20 protein-coding genes are annotated in these 25260 nt (G+C 45.4%); 8 read left to right on the top strand and 12 right to left on the bottom strand.

What is annotated here, in order from left to right:
- Positions 1-8: 8 nt before the first annotated feature.
- The 8 genes from HBAL_RS01120 to HBAL_RS01085 all read right to left on the bottom strand — a co-directional run bounded on the left by HBAL_RS01120 (position 9) and on the right by HBAL_RS01085 (position 6759).
- Positions 9-482 carry a PTS sugar transporter subunit IIA gene (locus HBAL_RS01120; protein WP_012778085.1) on the bottom strand — a complete coding sequence of 158 codons (474 nt, stop codon included), beginning with the start codon at positions 480-482 and terminating at the stop codon, positions 9-11.
- A gap of 60 nt (positions 483-542) precedes the next feature.
- Positions 543-1118, bottom strand: coding sequence for a ribosome hibernation-promoting factor, HPF/YfiA family (gene hpf, locus HBAL_RS01115; protein WP_012778084.1), 576 nt, complete (start codon positions 1116-1118; stop codon positions 543-545).
- A 135-nt stretch (positions 1119-1253) separates the two neighbouring features.
- The gene (gene rpoN / locus HBAL_RS01110; protein WP_012778083.1) at positions 1254-2756 is read right to left on the bottom strand and encodes an RNA polymerase factor sigma-54; all 1503 of its coding nucleotides are present in this window, start codon (positions 2754-2756) and stop codon (positions 1254-1256) included.
- A gap of 10 nt (positions 2757-2766) precedes the next feature.
- Entirely contained in the window at positions 2767-3537 is a 771-nt protein-coding gene (gene lptB / locus HBAL_RS01105; RefSeq protein WP_012778082.1) for an LPS export ABC transporter ATP-binding protein, read from the bottom strand.
- A gap of 64 nt (positions 3538-3601) precedes the next feature.
- Positions 3602-4138, bottom strand: a complete 537-nt coding sequence (lptA, locus tag HBAL_RS01100) for a lipopolysaccharide transport periplasmic protein LptA (RefSeq protein WP_012778081.1) — start codon at positions 4136-4138, stop codon at positions 3602-3604.
- Between the two features lie 47 nt (positions 4139-4185).
- Positions 4186-4830 carry an LPS export ABC transporter periplasmic protein LptC gene (gene lptC / locus HBAL_RS01095; protein ID WP_012778080.1) on the bottom strand — a complete coding sequence of 215 codons (645 nt, stop codon included), beginning with the start codon at positions 4828-4830 and terminating at the stop codon, positions 4186-4188.
- Positions 4831-4921: 91 nt separating this feature from the next.
- A complete protein-coding gene (locus tag HBAL_RS01090; RefSeq protein ID WP_012778079.1) occupies positions 4922-5536 on the bottom strand; it encodes a ribonuclease D in 615 nt (204 codons plus the stop codon).
- A gap of 158 nt (positions 5537-5694) precedes the next feature.
- Entirely contained in the window at positions 5695-6759 is a 1065-nt protein-coding gene (locus HBAL_RS01085; RefSeq protein WP_012778078.1) for a LacI family DNA-binding transcriptional regulator, read from the bottom strand.
- A 600-nt stretch (positions 6760-7359) separates the two neighbouring features.
- Here HBAL_RS01085 and HBAL_RS01080 point away from each other — a divergent pair.
- The 4 genes from HBAL_RS01080 to HBAL_RS01070 all read left to right on the top strand — a co-directional run bounded on the left by HBAL_RS01080 (position 7360) and on the right by HBAL_RS01070 (position 12260).
- Positions 7360-9006, top strand: a complete 1647-nt coding sequence (locus HBAL_RS01080; protein ID WP_012778077.1) for a glucan biosynthesis protein — start codon at positions 7360-7362, stop codon at positions 9004-9006.
- Positions 8990-9148, top strand: a complete 159-nt coding sequence (locus HBAL_RS16805) for a hypothetical protein (protein WP_012778076.1) — start codon at positions 8990-8992, stop codon at positions 9146-9148. The genes HBAL_RS01080 and HBAL_RS16805 overlap by 17 nt, the downstream gene beginning before the upstream one ends.
- An 87-nt stretch (positions 9149-9235) precedes the next feature.
- Positions 9236-11053, top strand: coding sequence for a glucans biosynthesis glucosyltransferase MdoH (gene mdoH / locus HBAL_RS01075; RefSeq protein ID WP_012778075.1), 1818 nt, complete (start codon positions 9236-9238; stop codon positions 11051-11053).
- Positions 11046-12260, top strand: a complete 1215-nt coding sequence (locus HBAL_RS01070; protein WP_012778074.1) for an OpgC family protein — start codon at positions 11046-11048, stop codon at positions 12258-12260. The genes mdoH and HBAL_RS01070 overlap by 8 nt, the downstream gene beginning before the upstream one ends.
- Here HBAL_RS01070 and HBAL_RS01065 read toward each other — a convergent pair.
- The gene (locus HBAL_RS01065) at positions 12249-15002 is read right to left on the bottom strand and encodes a hybrid sensor histidine kinase/response regulator (RefSeq protein WP_159098022.1); all 2754 of its coding nucleotides are present in this window, start codon (positions 15000-15002) and stop codon (positions 12249-12251) included. The two genes, HBAL_RS01070 and HBAL_RS01065, sit on opposite strands and share 12 nt — an antisense overlap.
- Positions 15003-15243: 241 nt before the next feature.
- On the opposite strand from HBAL_RS01065, the gene HBAL_RS01060 reads away from it, so the two are divergent.
- Together HBAL_RS01060 and HBAL_RS01055 are read left to right on the top strand one after the other, a co-directional pair.
- Positions 15244-16623: a TadE/TadG family type IV pilus assembly protein gene (locus HBAL_RS01060; protein ID WP_324603386.1), complete on the top strand. Its 1380-nt coding sequence runs from the start codon at positions 15244-15246 to the stop codon at positions 16621-16623.
- A 77-nt stretch (positions 16624-16700) separates the two neighbouring features.
- Positions 16701-17921, top strand: a complete 1221-nt coding sequence (locus HBAL_RS01055) for an EAL domain-containing response regulator (RefSeq protein WP_012778071.1) — start codon at positions 16701-16703, stop codon at positions 17919-17921.
- Here the strand turns inward: HBAL_RS01055 and HBAL_RS01050 are convergent.
- Entirely contained in the window at positions 17918-18406 is a 489-nt protein-coding gene (locus tag HBAL_RS01050; protein WP_012778070.1) for a response regulator, read from the bottom strand. The genes HBAL_RS01055 and HBAL_RS01050 overlap by 4 nt on opposite strands.
- 308 nt (positions 18407-18714) lie before the next feature.
- The gene (locus HBAL_RS01045) at positions 18715-21267 is read right to left on the bottom strand and encodes a glycoside hydrolase family 3 protein (protein ID WP_012778069.1); all 2553 of its coding nucleotides are present in this window, start codon (positions 21265-21267) and stop codon (positions 18715-18717) included.
- 313 nt (positions 21268-21580) lie between these two features.
- Between HBAL_RS01045 and HBAL_RS01040 the strand changes: the two genes are divergently transcribed.
- A complete protein-coding gene (locus HBAL_RS01040; protein WP_012778068.1) occupies positions 21581-22585 on the top strand; it encodes a complex I NDUFA9 subunit family protein in 1005 nt (334 codons plus the stop codon).
- Between the two features lie 67 nt (positions 22586-22652).
- Here the strand turns inward: HBAL_RS01040 and HBAL_RS01035 are convergent, their stop codons facing one another.
- Positions 22653-23501 (bottom strand): undecaprenyl-diphosphate phosphatase, encoded by an 849-nt coding sequence (locus HBAL_RS01035; RefSeq protein ID WP_041301313.1) that lies wholly within the window; start codon positions 23499-23501, stop codon positions 22653-22655.
- Between the two features lie 295 nt (positions 23502-23796).
- On the opposite strand from HBAL_RS01035, the gene HBAL_RS01030 reads away from it, so the two are divergent.
- On the top strand, positions 23797-25245 hold the full coding sequence (locus tag HBAL_RS01030) for an NAD(P)-dependent oxidoreductase (RefSeq protein WP_012778066.1): 1449 nt from the start codon (positions 23797-23799) through the stop codon (positions 25243-25245).
- Positions 25246-25260: the final 15 nt, after the last annotated feature.

The raw sequence follows: 25260 nt of genomic DNA, 5'->3' as shown, positions 1-25260 counted from the left end.
AAGGGAAACTAAGCAACTGGAATTTCAGATTTGGAAGAGGTCGTAAACACAGCCAACACAGCATCCACGGAAAGGGCTTTACGAAGACCTTCTCGCAGTTTTTCCTGACGCATAATACGCGATACTTTAGCCAATGCCCTTAAGTGTTCAACACCAGCTTCTTTGGGGGCAAGCAATAAGAATACAAGATCACAATCTCGTTCATCAATCGCTTCAAAATCGACTCCCTCTACAAGCCGCGCAAAAGCACCAATTGGCTTTTTCAAACCGGCAATGCGGGCGTGAGGGATAGCCACCCCCTCGCCCACACCAGTAGACCCAAGACGTTCTCTTTCCATCACAGCGGAAAAGATCTCATTTCCATCGAGACCTGTTTCTTTTGCAATGATTTCTGCCAATTCAGAAATAACGAGTTTTCGACTTCCCCATTTTGCACGTGGTGCAATAGTTTCGGGATGAAGCAAATCCAGAACGTCAGTCATTCAATAATATTCTCGTCCATTACTTTCGGAAATACTTAGCCGATCGGATAGCAGATATCGCTAAGCGACACCCGGATCAACCCACCCCACATTCCCATCAGTCCGGCGGAACACCATATTCAATGCGCCATGAGACGCATTTCTGAACATAATCGCTGGAGAATCAGTCAATTCCAGCTGCATCACTGCCATAGAAACAGTCATTGTTTTTAATTTTGTATCAGTCTCAGCAATGATTGCTGGTGCTGTTCCAAGCGACGCCATGTCGTCTTCTTCATCATCACTGGACGCAATAACGCGCTCCATCACGGCCTCAACAGGCAGTGTATCCTTGTTATTTTTGTGATGATCTTTGAGACGCCTATGATATCGGCGTACGCGTTTTTCAATTTTTTCTAGAGCGGCTTCAAAGGCAATATGCGCATCTGCACCTTCGCCATGTGCCTGCAATGTAACACCGGAGGGTAAGTGCACCGAGCAATCGACTTCAAACGGACGTCCAGGCTTTGAAACAAAAACAGATGCTTCTCCTGCACGGTCGAAATACTTTGATACGCTTCCTTCAAGACCTGCAGTGATGTGCTCTTTAAGTGCATCACCAAGTTTGATTTGTTTTCCAGCGATTTCAATTTGCATGTGGGGTCTCCAATTATACGAAAAACAAGTCTGACGAGATACGTCAGACGCCCCTGAGGCTGAAAGCCATCATGCACCGCGACAAATCTACGGTGAAGACGGCCAGACCCGTCTCAGTTCGTATAGTGAAGCACATTATGCCGAGCGGGCCAAGATCCTTCTGCGCTCAACTGATGAGGGAATTCGCAAAGATTCCCGATATTTAGCAACTGTTCGTCTTGCAATGTCGATTCCGTGGGCACGAAGACGTTCCACAATCTGATCATCTGACAATACAGCGTCTGAAGCTTCATCATCAATCATCGCTTTAATCCGATATCGGACAGCTTCTGCTGAATGCGCTTCACCGCCGCGGATCGCTGGAATTGAGGCTGAGAAGAAATATTTCAACTCAAAAACACCGCGCGGCGTCGACATGAATTTATTAGAAGTCACACGCGAAATCGTTGATTCATGCATATCAACAGCATCTGCAACTGCTTTAAGGTTTAAAGGTCTCAACGCCTGAACACCGCGAACAAAAAATCCGTCTTGCTGACGAATAATTTCCTGAGACACTTTCAAAATAGTGCGAGCACGTTGATCCAAACTTTTAATCAACCAGTTTGCATTTGCATGACATTCAGACACGAATTCTTTTTCATCTTCAGTTCGCGTGACATTATTCACTTCAGCATAATAAGTGCGATCCAGAAGCACTTTCGGCAAAGTGTCAGAGTTTAATTCAACGGCAAACATTCCATTGCTCATCTCACGCACAAACACATCTGGCACCACTGTTGGCGCTGCATCTCCCGCATAACCAGCCGCCGGACGCGGCGATAAATCCCGCAATTCAGTTAGCATATCCGAAAGGTCTTCACGATCTACGCCGCAAATTTCAGCCAAACCTTTGAGGTTTCCCTTGGCAATCATTTGCAAATTATCCAGCATAGCCGCCATGGCCGGATCAAATCGGTTTTTCTCTTTAAGCTGAATAGCCAAACAATCTTCTAAGCTTTTCGCAAAAACACCTGTTGGCTCAAACCCCTGACAAACACCAAGAACCCGCTCAATATGCGCTATGTCTGTTCCAAGCGTTTCCGCAATTTCTGCAGGCTCTGTCCGCATATACCCAACTTCATCGAGTTCATCGATTAATCGTTGTGCAACGAATTGATCTACGCCTTGAAGACCAGACATTTTCAATTGATCTTCTAAATGCGAACGCAGTGTGACTTCTTCACAAAGATTGCTCTCAAAATCATAATCATCACCGCCGCCAGAACTGCTTCCACCTTTACCAGTACCGGACCAGTCGACAGATGCAGATGGACCACTCGCGCCGTCAGGTTGAACTTGTTCAGACGGGGAATCTGCTTCAAACGCGTCTTCGCGGGGTGCATCAAGATTATTTTGTGCTTCACCTGCACCAAGATCTAGCTCAGTTGCAGAATTGCTCTCAACAGCTTCTGTTTTAGGAGAATTATCTTCAGATCCATCCCCTTTTTGAATCAGAGGATTTTTTTCGATCTCGGCTTCGACATATTCGGCGAGTTCGATATTGGATAATTGCAGCAATTTAATAGCTTGCTGCAATTGTGGTGTCATGACCAGTGATTGGCCCTGACGCATTTGTAAACGTTGAGAAATAGCCATACGCGCCCCCCTAGGCCGCGAACCGGTCCCCAAGATAGACCCGACGCACATCTTTGTTCGCCAGAATTTCTTCTGGTTGACCTTCAAAGAGCACTTCACCTTCATAAATAATGGAGGCGCGATCAACAATATCCAGCATTTCACGAACTTGGTGATCCGTAATCAGCACGCCTAAACCGCGTTGCTTCAAATATCGAACCAAATCCGAAATATCAGATACTGCTAATGGGTCGATCCCGGCGAAGGGTTCGTCCAGCAAAATAAAACTTGGCCGGGAAGCAAGTGCACGCGCAATCTCAACACGGCGGCGTTCACCACCGGAAAGAGAATTCGCACTTTGGTCTCTAAGATGAGCCACATTCAATTCATCCATCAAAGACGCCACTAATTCATGGCGTTTCTCTTTGGATTTTTCTGTGAGTTCAGCAACACTCATGATGTTTTGTTCAACAGTCATGCCTCGGAAAATCGAATTTTCCTGAGGAAGGTAACCGACGCCAAGGCGTGCACGTTGGTACATCGGCAACGCTGTCACATCCTCTCCATCAATTTCCACACGTCCGTTATCCACAGCGATGAGTCCCATTATCATATAGAAACAGGTGGTTTTACCCGCCCCGTTCGGCCCTAACAGACCAACTATTTCACCGCGCTGAAGAGAAAGAGAAACATCTTTAACCACGCTCCGCCCTTTAAAGGACTTCGCGATGTTTAATGCTTGAAGGCCACCCTTGCCTTCTTCCCCTTCAGTACTCGATTGAATAATCGTCTGTTCGGTCATTAGAACTCAACACCATTAAAATCAGGTTAGAACTTGTCTACAAATCTTCGTAGACATGATTAATTTATTGAATCGGTGGTTCACCGACACTCTCAAACACAGATGTCACACGACCACCAAGGCCGCCTCCATCCATATTGTAACGTCCTTTAGGAATATCAATCACGAGATGTGCCCCCGCAATGACACCTTCAGCATTGGTCACAAGTACGTTGCCAGACAGCGTAATACGCTCTTTTTCCGCATTATATACGCCGCGTTCAGCTTTTACTTTTTCAACAGGCGTAATGTAGTATACTTCACCTGTTGCAATTATTTCCTTCAAGGCACCAATAGATCCGGTTGCCGCAGCAGCACGCTCTTTCTGGCTTTCTTTGCTCCAATAGCTCACAACAACTTTGTTTGCACGAATACGCGATTGCCCCTGAATAACATCAACATTACCTTGGTAAATCGCTTCATGTTTTACATCATCAAGCTCAAATCTATCGGCAGTTATTTCAATTGGTCCACGTGAATTACCCAATTGAGCATGCGCAGCCGGCACGAGCATAGTTATGATCGCAACAAATACAGGCGCTACCTGTTTGAATTTAAACATGTTCAACTTCCTCATGACTGCACAACTTTACTATATCGTCTAACATCTCAATTGTCGCCCTCTTCATCAGGGTCAACACTTACAATTTGAGTCCACACATTCCCAATCAAGATAGTGCGTTTCCCGCCATCCACAACTTCATAGCTGTCAGCTCGGAATTCCCCCAAGGGACCTTCACCCCGCAATGGAGTAGACCCCACCACTCGGTTTTCACTTATAAACACAACAGCGCTGTCTGTTGTTAACTCATAGTCAGAGGCGTCTACAAAATGCACGTTATCCGTCAGGGTCAGCATTTCCTTACCCTTGTCATAGACACCTGTTCGTGCCCGAACGACGCCGCCAAGTCCGTCTTCAAGAACTGGCTGCTGCAAATCCACAACATCCAATTCATCAATACGTCTCTGGGCTGTTCCGGCTGTCAAGGTGAATGCATTCCCGTTTTCATCTCGCCCGGAAAAGCGAGGGTTTAGCATCGTCACACCATTTACAGAGTTTTCTTGAATGGATGCTCCGGACGTAAACGCATGCACAACCACAGGGCCAATCAACCACCCCGCCGAAATTGCGATACCAGCCATGAACAACATACGCAAAAGCCCGACAAGACTAGAACGAAAGCGCGCTTGAGTCAGAGTCGTGACCCGCCTTGGCTCCCATAATTGCATCTTGTTTTGAGTAATTGCGTTCAAAGTCTGCCTCAAGTGTCACAGTATTGTTGAGATTGTGCACATAGCTTATGGACAAAACAGTGTCTGTACTATGGCTTTGCTGCTCTAATTTTTAACTATGCGCAAAAATGTCAGTCTCTGGCCATCCAGCCAAATCCAAATCTGCTCGCTTAGGAAGGAAATCAAAACACGCCTGCGCCAATTCCATCCGTCCTTCACGTTCAAGCATAAGGATGAGTTTCTCGCGAATTTCATGAAGATAAAGCACATCAGAAGCCGCATAGGCGAGCTGCGCCTCACTAAGTGAATCTGCTCCCCAATCTGAAGATTGTTGCGCTTTGGACATATCAGCCCCAACCAATTCGCGGCTCACATCTTTTAGACCATGACGATCCGTGTAAGTGCGCGCCAATTTGGAAGCGATTTTAGTACAGAATATTGGGGCACATTCTATACCCAGCCATTTTTTCATCATCGCCACATCAAAGCGTGCAAAGTGGAAAATCTTCAACACTTTAGTATCTGACATAAGTGCTTTTAAATTTGGGCAATCAAAGGTTTTACGGTCCAACCGAACAACATGCTCATCACCTGTGCCGTCAGATAGTTGCACGACACACAATTGATCTCGGTGAAATTCCAACCCCATGGCTTCTGTATCAACAGCAAGAATGGCACCTAGCTTTAAACCATTGGGCAGATCACCTTCATGATATTTAATCGCCATCTTCATTCCTTCACTATATATTACACCATGCGACAAGCATTTAACGTAGATATGAAGGGTTTGCCCATAGGTGCAACCCTATTTACCTCTATTGCGTGCATATGATTTGGAAACGGGGCAAAAAACCCACACTTGGGACCAGACTTGAAACGCAGAAATCAACTGAACCGGCTGGGCGGTGCTGTGGAAGCGCGTTCTATCAATGTATATTCCAGCCACTCATACTGCTTTTTCGTAACAACCGATTCGTCGTCTTTTGGAAAAATAATCTGATCCAGACATTCCACGGCATACGCACCAATCTCAGACACGGGTTGGTGGATAGTTGTCAGATGTGGCCAGATACTTGTAGCGATAGGAGAATCATCAAATCCGGCAACTGACAAATCACCCGGCAACATTAAACCTTGTCGCGACCCCGCCCCAATAACGCCAGCTGCCATATCATCATTTGCTGCAAACACAGCCGTTGGACGTGGATCAAAAGTCAACATACGTTCGGCTGCTTCCATACCGGACAGATAGGTAAAATCACCCTGCTCGACCATTAAAGGATTAACTTCCAGATTGGCCGCCTCCATCGCATCACAAAAGCCTTTATATCTAAGCAAACTGCCAGCCTGATCCTGACGCCCCTTAATAAAGCCAATCCGCGTGTGGCCCAGATCAATTAGTTTTTGCGTGATCGCACGTGCAGCCGCCCGGTTATCTATCCCTAGCTCAAAAGAGTGAGGCAGTTTTTTTCTACGGCCTCCAACGCCACCTGTTGTAAAGACTGCTGGAATTTTTTCTTTTGCGATAATGTCACGCGTTGCTTTTTCATCTCCCATTGGAGACGGCAGAATAATCCCATCCCATTGAGTGCGGTATTGTTGCGCCAGCATTTCCGCCGTCAAATCTTCACTCGCACGAATAACAACCAATTGATGGCCCAAGCGCCCTGCCTTTTCGACAGCGCCTAGCAAAAGTTCACCAAGATACGAACTGGATGGATTTCCGTATAGCAGACAAATGCGGGCAACTTTCGCGCCTGCCAACCGTCTCGCACCGATATTGGGACGGTATTTTAATTTTCGAATAGATTCTTGCACAGATATGCGAGTGGACTCACGTACACTAATCTCACCATTGATCACGCGAGACACCGTCATCGGTGATACACCAGCGTCTTTTGCAACATCAGACAATGTTATTGATTTTGAGCGTGTCCGATCAGATGCCAAAAAGATTTCCCCAACTATCCCTGCATTTAAAAAGCGTAGGGTTGAAATTCATATATATTGTCCACTTATGCGAAATCACGTGCAAATCACAAGAAGATATCTATTTAAACGCGCGAACCACACTCTGTGAAGCCAATGAGTGTGTGTTCTATGCCACTAACACCTTCTTTACATGATAAAAAACGCAGCAATTCGCCTAACAAATACGTTTTGCGCAATTTTTAGTCCTTCTACAGGCTTAAAATTCAATGCTTACAAAATGTTCACGAGCGCCAGATTCTTCAGCAAATAGCGGGGTTTATCGTGTTTAGATTAGGTTTCAGCCTTAGCTTACTGATTTTTCACATGAAACTTCTTCGAAAATGCGGCAATAAGCACTTACCGTTAACGGGAGGACATTTTAGGACAGCAAATCTATTCGTTAGATACGGGAACCAAAACAACGACTCAATCGTTTCATTCAACAACTAAACACACACTATCAACCGGTCCTCACCTCCTCAAACGGCTCAAAAATATTTCGAACTGCTAACTTCACCAAATGATCAAATCCAATCATTTGAACGCCCGCAACACGATCTAAAGGTTAACAAAAGCTTAATGTCGCGCCCATCCGTCACTTTACTTCTATCTTGGATGATTATTTCCATCGCGTCCTGTCTACCTGCGAGTTCCGCTCCCGCGAACACGCCGGACGTGGTTGCGCCGGCAAATACGCCATTTTCGTTTGATCTTTTATCTCAAGTCATGGAATCGCGTTCGAAAGCGCCATATCAAGCGCCGTCTCGGGATGAACTACCCGAATTATTGAGCAGCATGACATATGACGAGCACCGCGCTATCCGTCACAATCCTGAAAAAGCTTACTGGAAAGACCAGTCTACATTTGAAATGCAAGCTTTTCATCTTGGTGGTATTTTCTGGGAAACAGTGCGCGTTTATGAAATCAAAGATGACAAAGTTGCACCAGTTGGGTTCAGCTCGAGCGACTTTATTTACAGACCGCCTCTAGACCCTGCAAATTTTGAAAATTTCGTCATGCCAGGTGTTGCTGGATTTAGGTTGGCCTATCCCCTCAACAATCCAGATTATAAAGACGAACTGGTTTCTTTTATCGGTGCAAGTTATTTTCGTGCTCTGGGTGAAGGCAGTCTATATGGGCTTTCAGCACGTGGACTTTCCGTAAACACAGCAACTGCTGCTGGTGAAGAATTTCCCCGTTTTTCAGATTTTTACATCGAAACACCTGAAGAAGATGCAACAAGCATCACTGTTTACGCAGCCCTCGACAGTAAATCAGTCACGGGTGCCTATAAATTTGTGATCACACCCGGACCAGATACAATTATGGATGTCACAGCGCGGCTTTACTTCCGTGATGATGTCGCCCGCCTTGGTGTGGCTCCATTGACCAGCATGTATTTATATTCAGACTCAAATCACCGGTTTGATGATTATCGCGGTCGTGTACATGACAGTGATGGCCTAAAGATCATTCGTGAGAATGGCGACGAATTATGGCGCAATCTAAATAACCCGCAAAAACTGGCTAATTCCTATTTCACGGAAACAAACCCAAAAGCTTTTGGTTTGATGCAGCGAAACCGCGACTTTGATATGTATCAGGACGCTGAGGCCCATTATGAACGTCGCCCATCTTTATTGGTGGAGCCCAAAGGCGAATGGGGAAAAGGACAAATTTCACTTGTTGAAATCCCAACGGATCTTGAAATCAACGACAATATCGTTGCCTTCTGGACACCAGCGGATGCCCCTAAAGCAGGCGACTTTAGAGAATATGAATACCGCCTAAGCTGGGGGGATGTTGAACGCCCCAATCATGAACAAGATGTAACCCAATTGGGCAATTCTGACACAATTTCGCCTGACAATTCAGATACTAAAGAGTTCGCTCGAGTTATCGGTCTTAGAGGTGGAATGGGTGGAGTATCCGGCACAGTTGGTAAAAACACACTACGTAAATTCGTCGTTGATTTTGAAGGGGGAGCTTTAGAAAACCTTCCTGAAGGCAGCGATGTAAAATCAGTAATTAATATCAGTCGAGGTCAGCTCGTACACTCATCATTGTCTCGTATAGGCGATAGCAATGTATGGCGCTTGGTACTCGATGCACGAACAGATTCAGATGCACCTATGGAGCTCAATGCTTTCCTCGAAAATGGAAATGAGCGCCTTTCTGAAATTTGGCTTTATCAATGGAGATCAGGCGATGAAAAACCATACTAACAAAATGAACTCAGTTTCTAAAAACACAATGCGCGGCCTTCCAAACGCACCTATGGCTATGCCAGCTCAATCACTAGAACGTCGTCGTGAGCGTCGTACATCATCTGTACTTCCTTTTGCTGCCCGTTTAGCAACTAAATAAAGACAAACGAGATGCAATTTCGTATGTATCAGCTTCTATTAGAGCCTTAGACCTGTTCACTAAGGCATGAAGCTGTAAGGTTGCTTTATGTTATTTATCAGCCGTTTCATATCAATTGCATATGCATTGCTTATTGCCATCAGCGCGACGCAGCTTTCTGCGCAAGTGTTTTTTGCTGATGGTAAGGACATATTAGATTATGTTCGTATCGCGCTTCTTGCAATTTCGTCAGCGTGGATAGCATGGGGCGGTTCAATGGCATTGGGCGGCCTATTGTTCCAAAATAATGGCTCCAAAAACGCCCCGCAAACATTATTATTAAAACCCGAAAACCGTACGGCCATTCTAGTACCTGTCTACAATGAAGATCCGTCCAAAACATTCTCCCATATCGCCGCTATGGTCCAATCTTTGGAAATTGCGGAAGCTGGACGCTTTTTTGATTTCGCAATTTTGTCAGATACCAATCAGCCGGACGTGATCGCAACAGAAGAACAATGGTTCGACAGACTTTCCACAGAATGTCAAAACAAGAGCAACATTTTCTATAGACGACGTGACAACAATGTTGGCAAAAAAGCAGGAAATATTGAAGATTTCATCCGCACTTCTGGTGCAGCATATGAATACCTAATCATTCTAGACGCGGACAGCCTCATGGAAGGTGACACGCTGATTGAGATGGTCAATCGCATGGAATCCGACCCCGAAATCGGACTATTCCAGACACTCCCCAAAGTCATTCGCGCGCGTACTTGGTTTGGTCGCTCTATTCAATTTGCCGCCAATTATTTCTCCCCCTCATTTGCACGTGGACTTGCCAGCACGCAGGGGACTGAAGGTCCATTCTGGGGACATAACGCGATTGTACGCACACACGCCTTTGCGACAAGTTGCGGCCTGCCAGCTTTGAAAGGAAAACCTCCTTTTGGCGGCCATATTCTCAGCCATGATTATGTCGAAGCAGCACTATTATCTCGCGCAGGTTGGAAAGTCATCGTAGATCCCGAATTGCAAGGATCTTATGAAGAAGGCCCTGAAAACATAATAGATTTTGCCAAGCGCGACCGTCGCTGGTGCCAAGGAAACCTTCAACATACACGCCTTGTCGGTGCACCGGGCCTGACGACTTGGTGTCGTTTTACTTTCACTCAAGGCATTATGGCTTATCTTGCCTCTCCGCTTTGGGCCTTATTTATAATCGCCTCTATTATTGCGCCTACTTTGGTAGAGACAACGACAAATTATTTCCCCAATCCCGGCCAGCATCCTGTCTTTCCGGTCTCAGCTCAAACGCAGGCTTTTACCCTCATTATAGGTGTATTGGTATTGCTAATCGGGCCTAAATTCCTAATCGTTTTGCGTGGTTTACTTACCGGTGAAAACAGAAATTTTGGCGGCAGCCTCATCGCGCTTTGGAGCACATTTGTCGAGATTATATGGTCTTCAATATTTGCGCCGATTATGCTGATGTTCCAAACCCGCGCCTTCCTAGAAATCGTTCTAGGAAAAGATGGCGGATGGCCAGCTTCTAACAGAGAAGCCGACACTGTAGGTCTGAAGGAAAGCTTTCAAGCTTCATGGTGGATAACACTATCTGGTCTCGCCATTATGACATCTTGCTGGTTTCTAGCACCGCAACTGATTTACTGGTTTATGCCTATCGCTGTGCCGCAAATATTTTCTTCGATACTCATCACACTGTCATCGTCTCAAATGAGTGGTAAAATCAGTGCCTTAATGGGCATATTCTGGACGCCAATGGAATATGCACCTTCTGATGTGATGCAGATTCAAACATCTATTTTGACTCGATGGCTGGAAGAAACTGACAGCAATTCACCTGATGAAACTCAAACGTCTGATCAAAATTCGCTAAATATAGATAAGCCATCTCATGCATAACTCAGCATCAGCGAATGCTGCACCACTGCCTCCTCCAGCTTCAAAACCTATGCGGGACAGACGTCTGGATGTGTTTCGTGGATTTGCAGTCCTCACGATTTTCATCAACCACGTACCTGGCAACGCCTTTGAAGCTTTCACCTCCAGAAACTGGGGATTTTCTGACGCCGCAGAAGCTTTTGTCCTCATGTCCGGCATTGCAGTTGGACTAGCCTATACGGGCACATTCCAGCGCGGCGAATTCAAAAGCGGACTGGAAAAAATGTGGGCGCGCGCCTTCAAACTCTATTGGGTTCATTTACTTGTTTTTGCAGCTTGCCTTGCCATACTTGCTGTTACAATCAGCGTTTTCGGCGCTGAAAAAATGATCCGCGCAGTCTCCCTACAACCACTTATAGATCACCCCATACTCGCATCTATAGGCGTTCCTCTACTGACCTATCAAATAGGCTATGTGAACATCTTACCTCTGTATATGATGCTGCTGTTAATGGCTCCGGCATTCTTGTGGTTAGGCGTAAGAAACCGTTGGTTGCTTTTGCTTATTTCAGGCTTGATCTGGTTTGCTCTGCATATCCTGTTTTATGAGCGTATTTACATAAACATGCCCAACTGGCCTCATAATGGCAGATGGTTTCTAAACCCGTTTGCGTGGCAATTTATATTTGTCATTGGAATTCTAGGCGGCATGAGCGCAAAAACAGGCAAACGCATAGCACCATTCCATCCTGTTTTATATGTTCTAGCCCTTACCTATGCTTTGTTTTCTTTCTACTGGATTCAGCAAAGAATGGGTGCATTACCCTTCAATGATGACCTTCCCAGAATTATGAGGGACTTCAACAAAGCCTATCTATCTCTGCCGCGCCTATTGCATGTATTATCGCTGACATACCTTGTCATAAACACGAAATGGCCAAGCTGGATTTCTACATCCAATTTGTGGAACGCCGTCGAGCTAATGGGAAAACACGGCTTACCTGTGTTTGCTGTTGGAACTGTATTATCCATTTTTCTTCAATGCTTTAGAGCCGTTATCCCTCCAACTCTCTGGATGGACATTATTCTGTTTGGGGCTGGCATCTACATTCAATATCGCGTTGCTGTGTTTGCTAGCAACAATAAGAAACGCGAAATTCAGCGGACGAAAAATCTAGAAATAAAACCTGTTACTAAGATAGACAATGCAAATGGCTTAGTTGGATAGAGCCGCTTCTCGATTTAACGCGATGGCTCTGTGTTCAGCGAGACTTTCTTCCATCGCATCAATCGTTGCTTTGCTGGAGATAAGCATATCTTTGATGATACTGACTAATTCTTCCTTTTGTCCTGAGCCTGCTGTCTTTTCTAAAACCAATGCATGATCAGCCGCGCGTTTTGCACCTGCACTTAGACACATGGATTTATAAGCATGCGCCGTGCTCGCAATCATTTTCACATCCAACTCAGGTTCAAGGCTTAGCTTTTCAAGCTCTTCCAGTGAGGCAGGCGCTGTAGATACAAACATACCCCATACTTTTTCTTGCAAATTTCCACCCGAAGAAGACGATAATTGCTCAAACATATCGAGCGTTGATTGCTCAAATAAAGGAGCCGCGCCTCCACTTGTTAGTTCAACAACATCAGGTTCTACATTCACCCTACTGCCACCTTCTTTTGATGCAGCGACAAAAGCTGAAAGCGTGGAAACCAGACGTTCAATTGTGAAAGGTTTATACAAACACTCATCCATACCGACATCTTTCCAATGATCGGCACCTAAACCTTGCACTTGAGCTGTCAGCCCAACAATTGGCAAACGTTTCTCTTTGCCACGCGCGTCTTCACCAGCACGAATACGACGCGTTGCTTCAAAACCATCCATGACTGGCATAGACCCGTCCATAAACACAATGTCGTACTTGGTGCTTTTGTCGTTCACCATCTCAAGCGCTTCTTGTCCATTTTCAGCAAAATCGACAGTCACGCTCAATGTCGAGAGCGCCTCTCGCAAGACTTCTCGGTTTACGGCATTATCGTCAGCAGCAAGAACATGCACACCTTCAAACTGGGCATGACTTTGTTCAGCAGTATTATCACTCAATGCAGCAGCGCCACGGAAATTTGAGGAAACGGCACGCGACACCAAATCCGCAATAGCGCGTCGCCCAGTTGGTTGAGGTAAAATATCCACCACATACCCATCGCTTACCAAAGTATCAGCTTGCATATCCCCAACATCAGACAGACAGACAAAATTCAAACGATTGAAAATACGCCCTTCTGGGTCAGCGATTTTTTTGATCAAGTTCGAAGGTGCAATCACCGTCGTTTTATCTTCTAAGTCATTCCATTCTATGAGATTTATATCTTTTATCGAAACTGCCGCACCAGCGTCATACAAGCTTTTGGCTAAACCGCGAGATGCTATACGCGTCGACACTTTAGAAGATTTTTGGGAATCATAGCCAATCACGAATACTGGCTTGTCCTCTGTTAGGCTTTTCGCCATGGCGAATGTTTCAACAATAGGAAAGTCAGCAATAGCGGTGAAACAACTTCCCTTACCTTCAGCAGATGCAACTTTCACATCCCCGCCCATAGCGTGCATTAATCGTTTACATACCGCCAAGCCAAGGCCCGTTCCGCCAAATTTACGCGTTGTGCTTTGATCTGCCTGAGAAAAAGCTTCAAATATCTGATCCAGACGGTCCGCCGGAATACCTATCCCAGTGTCGATCACATCAATGCGCAATCTAACACGCTGACCATTTTTATTGAGCCGCCCATCCACCCGAATTTCCACACCACCTTTTTCAGTGAATTTCAGAGCGTTATTCACCAAATTCGTTACAACCTGATTCAGGCGCGTAACATCTCCCAGAATGCTCTGAGGCGTGTTGGGCGATATATATGTAGCTATTTCTACATTATTGGATCGAGCTTTTTCCCAAAAAAGACACGCAATATCTTCAACCATTGCGTCCGGTTCAAATGGAGCTGTCTCCAGATCCAATTTACCGCTCTCAATTTTGGAAAGGTCCAGAATGTCATTTATAATCGTCAGCAGGCTTTTACCCGAACGCGATATAATCTCAGCATAACGCCTATGCCGCATAGATAGATTCGCCGCTGACAACATCTCCGCCATAACAAGCAGGCCATTCATGGGCGTTCTAATCTCGTGGCTCATCGTCGCTAGAAAGTCAGACTTTGCCGCATTTGCAGCTTCAGCGTCTTCTTTCGCCATACGATAATCATGCGTACGTTCTTCAACCGTGCGTTCCAGAGATGCTCTGTGGTCGGCTAATTTATCGTCGCGCTCTTTGATTTTATCCATCATGTCAGTGAAGGCGCGAGCGAGTTGAGCAGTCTCATCTTCTCGTTTCACAAACGCTGCGGCATTCGTTTCACGCGTATCAAACTGATTGCTCTCCCCAATTTGTTCCATCAGTTTGGCAAGATGTGCGATAGGCGCAATCAATTTTCCAATCGCAAACTGCGCCACACACACTCCGATACACGTGATACATAGCATTACTTTTGCAATGAATGACAAATCATTGATCAGCGTTTTGCGGAAACTTGTAATATTGGTCAGCAAATGCAGACTACCAATCGTAGCCCCGTCATCCAATAAGGGTGTTTCTACCCTCAAGAAGTCAGCTTTCAGCAATTGCAATGTCGACATCGTTTTAGGGTCACCATCGCGTCCACGTAAACTCGCGCCAGCACCCAAAGAAAAATAATCGCGCCCATTGGCATCCTTGACCTGTGCAAACTCAATGCCTGATAAACTGCGTACGCCCCGCAAAGCATTGACCACACCTGCTCTATCATTTTGCGAGAATGGGTCGGAAATTGCTGCTGCAAACCCTTGTGCAGAGCCTTCAACATATTGTCGTTTGGTTTCAATCTGACGTTCAAATTCACGCCAACTGGAAAAACCAGAAACCATCAACACACTCATAAAAATAATCGCACCTATCATGAAAGAAAGGCGGAACCTTATAGATTTGAAATAGGAAAAGGCGCTGTGTGTTTTCATGATCAGTTCAGATTAAATAAGTTACCAGCCAGTCTTGGCAACTTATGGTTTCCAAAACTTAAACGCTCATTCATCAAGTTTGGTGGCTTAGTTTGTTAATTATTGAAATAACCATGTTAATATTTAAAACAATATCAGTTTTGCCCGAGGACAGATCTACGATTTGACCAAGAAAAATCATCACAAAACAGCCAATTTTTTGAGCCTGTATAAGTTCTGCAAATCAACGCAAGGCAATGTCTCCGTCATGGCTGCGCTATTCATTGGTTTGTTGATAGCTGTGATAGCCGGCACAATAGATATCTCTCAAAAATCGTCTTTAAACCGCGAACTGCAATCCGTTGTTGATGCGGCCGCACTCGCAGCAGCGCGCGAGATGGCGGTATCTTCAGCCGATCAAACCCGCGTGCAATCTGTGGCAAGTAGTTATGTTGACGCGAACTGGACGGGCGAACAAGCAACAACGCATGCTGTACTTGATGTGAGCAAAGGAATTATTACTGTTTCCTCCACGGCTCCTAAAACCATCGCCTCGATTTTGAAAAAAGATCAAAAAGAAACAAATTTTTATGCCGAAGCTGTCGCTGAAGTTTCAGGTGGAGGAAATGTCTGTCTGATCGGATTATCAGATCACGAGCAAGGCACGATTAATCTTCAACAAAGAGCACGTATCACAGCAGAGAACTGTCAGGTCTATTCCAATTCAGACGATAGATATTCCATGATCGTTAGAGATATGGCGCAAGTTAATATGGATTTTGTCTGTATTGCTGGTGGCTTAAGAGGAGACCCACACACTATTGGCGGAGATGTCATCACAAGCTGCCCCCCAATTACTGACCCTCTTAGAGACCGCCCTCACCCTCCTTTTGATGCTTTGGATTGTGTTGATGGGCTGTTACATGGCGTGCACATAAACCCTGGAGAGAACGTTACTCTCGAACCCGGTGTTTATTGTGGCGGGTTATATGTAAACGGTGCTGATGTAAAATTTAAACCCGGCGAATACATTATTCTCAATGGTCCTTTAAATGTGCAGAGCTCAGGCAATATCGAAGGTGATGGCGTAGGCTTTTTCTTGTCCGGGCCATTGGCAACAATCAATTTTGGTAAACATTCTTCAATCTCCTTACGTGCACCACGCTCAGGTCCAATGGCTGGCCTCCTCATTTATGATGCAGGGTTTGGTGGTCTCACCGATACCCTTGGCGGCAAAGTTGCGGGAAAATTAGGTAACAAGCTTGGCGGCGTTCTAGGTAAAGTTCAAAACAACACACTTGGTGAAGTCGTCAGGAAAAACCACCGTATTACAAGCGACAATGCGGGCACGCTCGTCGGCACAATTTACATCCCATTTAGCGACCTCACCATTGATGGTGACAAACCCGTTGCTGATGAATCAGAATATACAGTTATTGTCGCCAATTCATTTAAGCTCAAAAACGGACCCAACCTTGTGATTAAAACCGACTACCACTTATCAGATATCCCCGTTCCACAAGGTGTGGGTTCACAGGAAGTGACTATTCGCCTTAAACGATGAAATTTCTCCGTCACCTGTTAAGCTTTATTATTGGGTTTCGGATATAGTACACGACTAAGAGTTGATGAGTTCCCATTATGAGTTTTTCACATGCACTAGTCGTAGATGACGATCCAGTGTTCCACATTGTGGCGCAAGACGTTATTCGTGCGCAAGGCATTGAAAAAGTTGACACTGCACTTGATGGTCAACATGCTCTGGAAATCCTACAACGCTATCAGCATCTGATTGAGATTATATTTTGTGACCTCAACATGCCTAATATGGATGGCGTGACCCTTATCCGCGAATTAGGCAAACTTTCTTATCACGGCGCGCTTGTAATCGTATCAAGTGAAGATCTTGACCTGCTCGACACTGTAACCAGACTTGCCCGTATCCAACGGATTGATGTTCTAGGCACAATCAAAAAACCATTTACTGCCGAAGCGCTGCAAACTGTTTTGTCGCATATTTCAACGCCAATGATGGGCACAACATCATCTCCTTCCGATGCGCATTTATGGTCTGGTAAAAGAGTAAGCCAGTATATCGACGAACGCCGTTTCAACCCATTTTACCAACCCAAACTCAGCTTGATATCAAAACGTGTCGAAAGCGTTGAAGTGCTGGGGCGCGTTTTGAACGATTCTGGTGAATACGAATCGCCCATGAATTTCCTTGAAGCTGCTGAAACATACGGCACGATTACAAGAGCAACTGAAGATCTCGCCGAACAAGTCGCACGCGATTTGCAAATATGGCAACGTCAGGGACGTCACCTAAAAGCCTCTTTGAATTTCAGTCCATTAAGTCTGTCAGATATCCAGCTTCCTGACAGATTGGAACGTATATTCAAATTGCATGATATAGACCGACGTTTGATCACTCTGGAAGTGGTCGAAAACAAAGTCATGTCCTATGGTGCTGACATGTTGGATGTCTTAGCACGCTTCCGCCTTAAAGGGTTCAGGCTGTCTCTGGATGATTTTGGAACCGGTGCCGCGTCCATTGAACAATTACGGCTCTATCCCTTCAATGAATTGAAAATTGACCAGTCTTTTATCAAAGACGTTGTTGAAAATCCATTCAGCCGAATTGCTGTCGAAACCGCTATGAAAATGGCAAAGCAGCTTGATCTACGTGTCGTCGCTGAAGGTATCGAAACCAAAGAAACACTGCAATATGTCCGCCGCCTTGGCGTCGATGAAGTCCAAGGATACCTCATCGCTCGCCCGATGACGGCAAGCCAATTCAACTCATGGATTTTGGACATTAATGCCCGCAGCAAAAATGTGCGGGCAAAATCGGTGGCTTAATGGCGTCCGCCTGGTAAATACATTTGCGGGCCGAGCACAGCAGCCGTTTCAACCAATAACCCGATAGCTTCACTATCCAAAGTGCCCTTCTCAATGACAGCAATTGCGCCTTCATGGCTGGCTGTTGAGCGCAGGGAAGGCGTCATCATACCAGTATGTATAATCACACCACAATTCTTGTGACGCGCGCGAATTTCGCGAATACGCCCTTCACTCAATCCTGATTCAGGCAAGTGTCTATCTAAAATAACCGCATCTGGTGAAACTGTCGCGTCATCAAGAAATTCAGCCAAAGTCGAATAATGCTCAATAACAAGATTTGAATTATTGGACATTTCAAGTTGGCGGCGCAAAAGTCGAAAATCTATGCGGCTATCATCCACAACTGCAATGCGCCTTGCAGGCATTGGCAATGTTTCTGATTGAGTTACGTCTTCAGAATTATCGTTTTCAACGACTATGCTCTCTAAGGATAATCCGGCCATTCTCCAGCTCCCCTTCAACGCAGAATGTATTCTTTCATATAGAAAGAATTTATTAAATTATATTTACTATTACTCAACACTGGTTAATTTTTAATTAATTCAACCATGACGGGAATGGTTAAAGCGTAAACAACTCAACAAATACCCGCCATATAGTAATCTTTCTCCCAACCAACCATCAAATTCGGCTGCCGATAAATTATCACACAAAAATATGCCCTCATGCTTATATACAGAGCAAGAGGGCAAGTTAGGACATAAAACCAAAATCAAATGTATTAGGCTTCACTCCGAAGAAATAGGATGAACTACTCTTTTGGACAGGTCTGAACGCCATCAGCATCGGCTTCAAGGCGCACATTCGCCAAACCAATTTTGCTTGGTGATGATGCGTTCAAAGCAAGGATAGATCTCAGATTAGACATGCTCACACCTTTTTCAGCAAAGCAGCTGAGAGAAATGCGAGTCTCACTCCATTCATCTGCTGGTGCATCAATTGTCGAAACGACTTCACACGCACCTGTTTCACATCCAACAAGAACATCTAGCTTAGCATTTGTGTCCGACAATGAACGAAGCATAAAAGCCAGTTCCATGGCTCCATTTGATTCGCGCATATAGTCCACCGGCGCATTAGAAACAAATCCGGTAAGGACACGGGAATTGGCTTCTTTCCACTCAATGGCAAGCGCATCTTCTTGAGCCGAAAAGTCAGCTCTAGTCACATTCAGAAGATCAGATTGCAATCCTTCTGGCCCAATAGATGTGACGCCATTTGCCGACATGGAAACAAAGCTCCAAGGATCAACTGTTTTGCCTTTAACAAAGAGCTGCCCTCTTTCGCCTTGAGAAGATAAAGCGATACCAGCATCTTCAGAAAGCGCTGCAAGTGTTTTATTTTCAGCGTAAGTTAGACCATATCCAATATTAAATAATGGCTCAGATTCTAAAGCGTCTTTTGCATTGGCTGTATTTGGCCACGGGTAAGAAAGACGTCCCGTAAATTCAAATTCATCTGATGTACGGAACAACATATCTGCAACCCCATCACCTTCACTACCCGGCAACCAAGCCGCAATAAACGCATCAGACGCATTAACTTGATTATTGACCCAAAGAGGACGCCCAGACAAAAATACAGATACGATTTTTGCGCCTGCATCTTTGTGAGCTTTCAAGCTAGACGTATCAAACCCATTGTCTAAAAATGCCAAATGCTCGATATCGCCTTGGAATTCCGCATACGGATCTTCACCATATACAGCAATAACAACATCAGCCTTTTCATCCATCACTTCACCAGTTGGGTTGAAAATAACTTTACCGCCACCCGCTTCAACAACTGATTTTATACCATCAAGTATGCTTGTTCCGTTCGGGAATTCATCATTGGTGTGACCAGTCCCCTGCCATGAGAGCGTCCATCCACCTGATGCTTTAGATATGCTATCAGCACCATCACCGACGACCATAACCGTCTGTGCGGCTGCTAATGGTAAAATCTGATCGTTATTCTTTATAAGAACCAAAGATTCGCGTACTGCTTCACGTGCGATAGCACGATGCTCATCTGCACCTAAATTAGCAGCATCACCTGCATTGGCGCGCTCACTTGGACGTCCTTTTTCAAATATGCCAGATGCAATTTTAACGCGCAGGATGCGGCGAACTGCATCATCGAGACGCTCCATTGGGATTGTCCCATTCTTTGCATACGCTAATGTTGTTTCCCACAGCCCTTTCCAACTGTCTGGTGCCATATACATATCCAGACCAGCATTGATAGCTTGAGGACAATCAGTATTCGTACAGCCAGCAATCTGTCCGTGACCATTCCAATCACCAACAATAAAACCTTGGAAATTCATTTGTTCTTTTAAAACACCCGTCAACAGCGATTTATTACCGTGCATTTTTTTGCCGTGCCAAGCATTAAAAGACGCCATAATCGTTTGCACACCAGACTCAACAGCGCCAATATAACCCGCGCCATGAATGTCTCTTAATTCCTCTTCAGAAATCGTCACATTACCCTGATCAACACCGTTTTCAGTTCCACCATCTCCAAGGAAGTGTTTGGCGCTGGAAATAACGCGGCCTTCGGTCATGAAGTCATCCGCACCATAAACGCCCTGCAATCCTTCAACAATGCGAGCGGAATATTCTGAAACGATCTCAGGTGATTGAGAGAAGCCCTCATAAGTGCGGCCCCAACGTGCATCTCTTGGTACAGCCAGAGTAGGTGCAAACGTCCAATCATGACCGGAAATTGTCAGCGCTTTTGCCGTAGATGCCGCAATTTTTTCTATCAAATCCGGATTATTCGCAGCACCCAATCCAATATTGTGAGGGAATACCACTGCGCCTGCTAGATTTGTGTGCCCGTGAACAGCATCAATTCCCCAGATCAAAGGAATAGCGACTTCAACGCCTTCAGGGTCAACTGATGCATCATAAAACGCATCTGCTGTATCCAGCCATGTTTGAGCATCTGTATATGCTTTATCGCCAGGTGCGGAGCTACCGCCACTCAAAATTGAACCAAGACGATATTTTTTAACGTCCTCAGGTGTAATGGAGTCACTGTCACCTTGAATGACTTGCCCAACTTTTTGTTCCAATGTCATTTGAGCAAGCAGCTCATCGACACGTGCTTCAACTTCAGGGTCTAATGGTAAAGGGGCAAGATCTGGCCAGATATCTGGATTCGCAACGCCTGATTCTTGCGTAGAGGCAGCTAATTCTGTAAACGCTGCTCCTTGATCAGATACTTTTTGAACATCGGATGCCTTTACGCAACCAGTCATAACACCACCTAACACACAAAGGCTCACTAATTTCAAAGCTGAACTAGTTTTCATCTCGCACACCTCAAACAATCCGGGGACTGCAATAGATGTCACAAATGACTACGTTGTCAACAGTAGTAACAACTTAGAATTAATGGAATTGCAGATAGCCAATAGCAAAAACTCAAAAGATCCAGTCTGTTAAAAACTGATGTCGAAATTGCAATTTGTTAGCAATCGCTACGGTATAAGCGGGAAAAAAGCCTCTATTTAGCCGGCGCGACGTTCTTTCGCGCCAAACTGCATAGACATTTGCAGCGAATTTTGATTAAGCACACTCTCGTCTATAGTCAGCGGACGAATGAATCACACAGGACTAGGTGTCATGTCAGGCAAACTCATTACAGTATTTGGTGGCTCGGGCTTTATAGGCCGCTATGCAGTACGCGCATTGTGTAAAGCAGGTTGGCGTGTTCGCGTCGCTGTCCGCAATCCGATGAACGCTGGCGACATGCGTATAGGTGGAGAAGTTGGTCAAGTCCAAATCATCCAAGCCAATGTCCGCAACCGCCCGTCTATTGTTCGCGCACTTGATGGTGCCGATGCAGTTTTGAATCTTGTCGGCCTATTATACCAAAAAGGTAGAAACACCTTTGATGGCACACAGGCTTTAGGTGCGCAAAATATTGCTGAATACGCCGCAGATGCTGGTATTAAGCAATTTATACAATTGTCAGCAATTGGTGCAGACCTTGAGTCCAATGCAAATTACGCCCGCACTAAAGCTGAAGCAGAACAAACCGTCCTTGATCAAATCCCGACGGCAACAATTTTGCGCCCATCACTTGTTTTTGGCCCTGAAGATCAATTCTTCAACAAATTTGCGACCTTTGCCAAATTTTTGCCTTTCCTTCCTTTGGTCGGCGGCGGCAAAACCAAATTCCAACCCGTTTTTGTGGGTGATTTAGCTGATGCGATCGTAAACGCCCTTTCAATCCCTGAAACACAGGGACGCACATATGAAATTGGCGGCCCACGCACATACACATTCAAAGAATTGCTAGAATTCATTACTGAGCAAACAGACCGCAAAAAAACTTTGCTCCCGATTCCATTCTTTGCTGCTGAACTTAAAGGCCTTGTCTTTGCCGGACTATTTAAATTCTGGCCTTTCCACGCACCGCCAATCACGCGTGATCAAGTGCGGATGCTAAAATCAGATAACATTGTCGGCCTAGAAACAGACAAAAACTTTGGAACAATCGAAGATCTTGGCGTCACAAGTTTAGAAACTGTGGAAGCTATCGTTCCAACTTATCTTTGGCGTCACCGTGAATATGGTCAATTCCACATTCCTGAAAAAGAAGACGTATCTCGCGTCGATATTTAATTGACTGATTAAAATCAGAGACAAAAAACGGGGCCAACTGGTCCCGTTTTCTTTTGGGTTAAATTATCTAAGCCATTAAATGCGGGGCCATCAGCAATAGAAGACCACCCAACGCGAAGCGATAAAGCACGAATGGCAAGAAACTCATACGCTTAAGGATCGCCATCAAAGCTGCAATAGACACAATCCCTGACACAAAAGACAATGCAGCCACATACAGCCCATCCATCAAAGTGGCATCTCCTGTATTGCCCCCTGCTTTCGTCAACTCAAGAAATGCATAAGCACCAACAGCAGCCAGCATAGGTGCACCAATCAACATTGAAAAACGTGCTGCTTCTTCACGACTAAACCCAAGCGCACGAGATGCCGTCATTGTAATACCCGACCGGCTAGTGCCGGGAATTAATGCTGCAATCGGCTGGGTAATCCCAATCAGAAAAGCGTCTTTCATCGTCATGTCTTTTTCTGTGCGGTGTGTTTTACCTTTTACATCTGCCCACCACAGCAAAGCACCAAAGAAAACTGTTGAACCAGCCACCACATACACATTGCGCATACTGTCTTTCACTGCATCATCCGCGAAAATTTCCCATCCCGCTGCAATCGCAAGGGCGACAGGGGTGGCAACAATAATCATCAAGGCTAAATGCGCCGCTTCAGACAAAGGCTTTTTTGTCATCGGCGCAGACACAAGCTCAACACTTCCTACACTCGCTTTGACGAAATCTTTCCAAAAATAAATGAGGATTGCACCCAATGTTCCCAAATGCGCCATCGCATTAATCAGCAATTCTTCAGGACCATCTAAACCAAAATAGTCTGCTGCCAACAAAACGTGCGCCGATGATGAAATCGGAAGCCATTCCGTTATTCCTTGCACCAAAGCAATCAAAGCCAATTGCAAATACGACATATAATACCCCATACTTAAAACATGGTCGAAACCAACGTGATGCACCAAACTGCTACTGTCATAATGATGCAAGCGTTTACAGCACAATAACCAGCCATAAAACGTGTTAAAAATTATTACAAACCATATAGTGCATAAAATATGAGAACCATTATCAACTACTAGCTTAAATCTCCAATACACGGCCTATTTGAGATCCATATGGTTTCAATCATACATTTTGAGGCTTGCAGGCCTCGTTCTAGCGGATTATGAAGGTCTCACTCATATAAAACTAAGATCAAAGAAGTCAGTCATGCCTGAGAAAATGCTGAAATTCATCTCGCTCGACAAAGAGATGCCAAAAAAACGTGACGCCAAAAACCGCAAGCAAGATTTCCATGAAATTTATGCTGACTACATTGATGCAAAAGCAGCAGAACAATCCTCTCGCTGTTCCCAATGTGGTGTCCCGTTTTGTCAGCAACATTGCCCTCTAGGTAATAATATTCCTGATTGGCTTAAACTCACCGCCGAAGGCCGTTTGGAAGAAGCGTATCAATTATCATCTTCAACCAACAACATGCCAGAAATATGTGGCCGCATCTGTCCGCAAGATCGCTTGTGTGAAGGCAGTTGTACTATCGAGCAATCAGGACATGGCACTGTCACCATTGGAGCTGTTGAAAAATACATCACTGACACAGCATTTGAAAATGGCTGGGTTACACCTGTAAAACCACCCAAAGAACGCGATCAATCCGTTGGTATTATTGGTGCAGGTCCTGCTGGTTTCGCTGCGGCCGAACAATTGCGCCGTTTAGGATATCAAGTCACAGTCTATGACCGCTATGACCGCGCTGGTGGTCTTCTAATATATGGTATCCCCGGCTTTAAGCTTGAAAAAGAAATCGTGCTTCGCCGTGAGCAATACCTCAAAGATTCCGGTGTTGAATTTGTATACAACACAGATGTTGGAAACACAGTCACACTCCAAGAACTGCGCCAGAAACACGATTCAATGCTAATCGCGACAGGTGTTTATAAAGCACGTGACCTGAATATGCCAGGTGAAGATGCCAAAGGCGTGCACGCTGCTTTAGACTTCCTGATTACATCAAACAAACTCAGCCTTGGTGACAAGGTCGAGCGTTTTGAATCGGGCGAACTAAATGCTGAAGGCAAACGCGTTGTCGTCATCGGTGGTGGTGACACGGCAATGGATTGTGTCCGCACAGCCATCCGCCAAGGCGCTAAGGCCGTTACATGTATGTATCGCCGTGACCGTGAAAACATGCCAGGCTCTCAACGCGAAGTTCTCAATGCAGAAGAAGAAGGCGTCAAATTTGATTGGCTCTCTGCGCCTAGCTCAGTCGTCGAGAAAAAAACTGGCGGCGTTAAAGCGGTTAAAGCACTTCGCATGAAGCTTGGCCTGCCAGATGCCTCCGGTCGTCGCTCTCCAGAACCAATTGAAGGTTCAGAATACGAAGTGAAAGCAGACATCGTCATTAAAGCGCTTGGTTTCAGCCCTGAAGACCTACCACAGCTCTTTAATGAAGAAGCTTTGACTGTGAACCGTTGGGGTGCTCTGAAAGTCAATCACGCAAACCTGATGACATCTCTTGATGGTGTGTTTGCAGCTGGTGACATTATGCGCGGTGCGTCTCTTGTTGTCTGGGCCGTAAAAGATGGCCGCGACGCAGCCGAGCACATGCACAAATACATGAAAGCTCAGGCCGCTAGTTCGAAAATAGCTGCTGAATAAATAGAATAAGCGCAA

Origin of the sequence: Hirschia baltica ATCC 49814, from assembly GCF_000023785.1 — a bacterium.
Lineage (GTDB): Bacteria > Pseudomonadota > Alphaproteobacteria > Caulobacterales > Hyphomonadaceae > Hirschia > Hirschia baltica.
Note: the sequence above shows the minus strand (reverse complement) of the source record. Positions and strands in the feature narration are given on the sequence as shown.

Bases quoted from the DNA above. Each gene is read 5' to 3' on its own strand.
- HBAL_RS01120 (WP_012778085.1), bottom strand. From the start codon at position 482: ATGACTGACGTTCTGGATTTGCTTCATCCCGAAACTATTGCACCACGT.
- hpf (WP_012778084.1), bottom strand. From the start codon at position 1,118: ATGCAAATTGAAATCGCTGGAAAACAAATCAAACTTGGTGATGCACTT.
- rpoN (WP_012778083.1), bottom strand. From the start codon at position 2,756: ATGGCTATTTCTCAACGTTTACAAATGCGTCAGGGCCAATCACTGGTC.
- lptB (WP_012778082.1), bottom strand. From the start codon at position 3,537: ATGACCGAACAGACGATTATTCAATCGAGTACTGAAGGGGAAGAAGGC.
- lptA (WP_012778081.1), bottom strand. From the start codon at position 4,138: ATGTTTAAATTCAAACAGGTAGCGCCTGTATTTGTTGCGATCATAACT.
- HBAL_RS01090 (WP_012778079.1), bottom strand. From the start codon at position 5,536: ATGGCGATTAAATATCATGAAGGTGATCTGCCCAATGGTTTAAAGCTA.
- HBAL_RS01080 (WP_012778077.1), top strand. From the start codon at position 7,360: ATGTCGCGCCCATCCGTCACTTTACTTCTATCTTGGATGATTATTTCC.
- HBAL_RS16805 (WP_012778076.1), top strand. From the start codon at position 8,990: ATGAAAAACCATACTAACAAAATGAACTCAGTTTCTAAAAACACAATG.
- mdoH (WP_012778075.1), top strand. From the start codon at position 9,236: ATGTTATTTATCAGCCGTTTCATATCAATTGCATATGCATTGCTTATT.
- HBAL_RS01070 (WP_012778074.1), top strand. From the start codon at position 11,046: ATGCATAACTCAGCATCAGCGAATGCTGCACCACTGCCTCCTCCAGCT.
- HBAL_RS01065 (WP_159098022.1), bottom strand. From the start codon at position 15,002: ATGAGTGTGTTGATGGTTTCTGGTTTTTCCAGTTGGCGTGAATTTGAA.
- HBAL_RS01055 (WP_012778071.1), top strand. From the start codon at position 16,701: ATGAGTTTTTCACATGCACTAGTCGTAGATGACGATCCAGTGTTCCAC.
- HBAL_RS01050 (WP_012778070.1), bottom strand. From the start codon at position 18,406: ATGGCCGGATTATCCTTAGAGAGCATAGTCGTTGAAAACGATAATTCT.
- HBAL_RS01045 (WP_012778069.1), bottom strand. From the start codon at position 21,267: ATGAAAACTAGTTCAGCTTTGAAATTAGTGAGCCTTTGTGTGTTAGGT.
- HBAL_RS01040 (WP_012778068.1), top strand. From the start codon at position 21,581: ATGTCAGGCAAACTCATTACAGTATTTGGTGGCTCGGGCTTTATAGGC.
- HBAL_RS01035 (WP_041301313.1), bottom strand. From the start codon at position 23,501: ATGTCGTATTTGCAATTGGCTTTGATTGCTTTGGTGCAAGGAATAACG.
- HBAL_RS01030 (WP_012778066.1), top strand. From the start codon at position 23,797: ATGCCTGAGAAAATGCTGAAATTCATCTCGCTCGACAAAGAGATGCCA.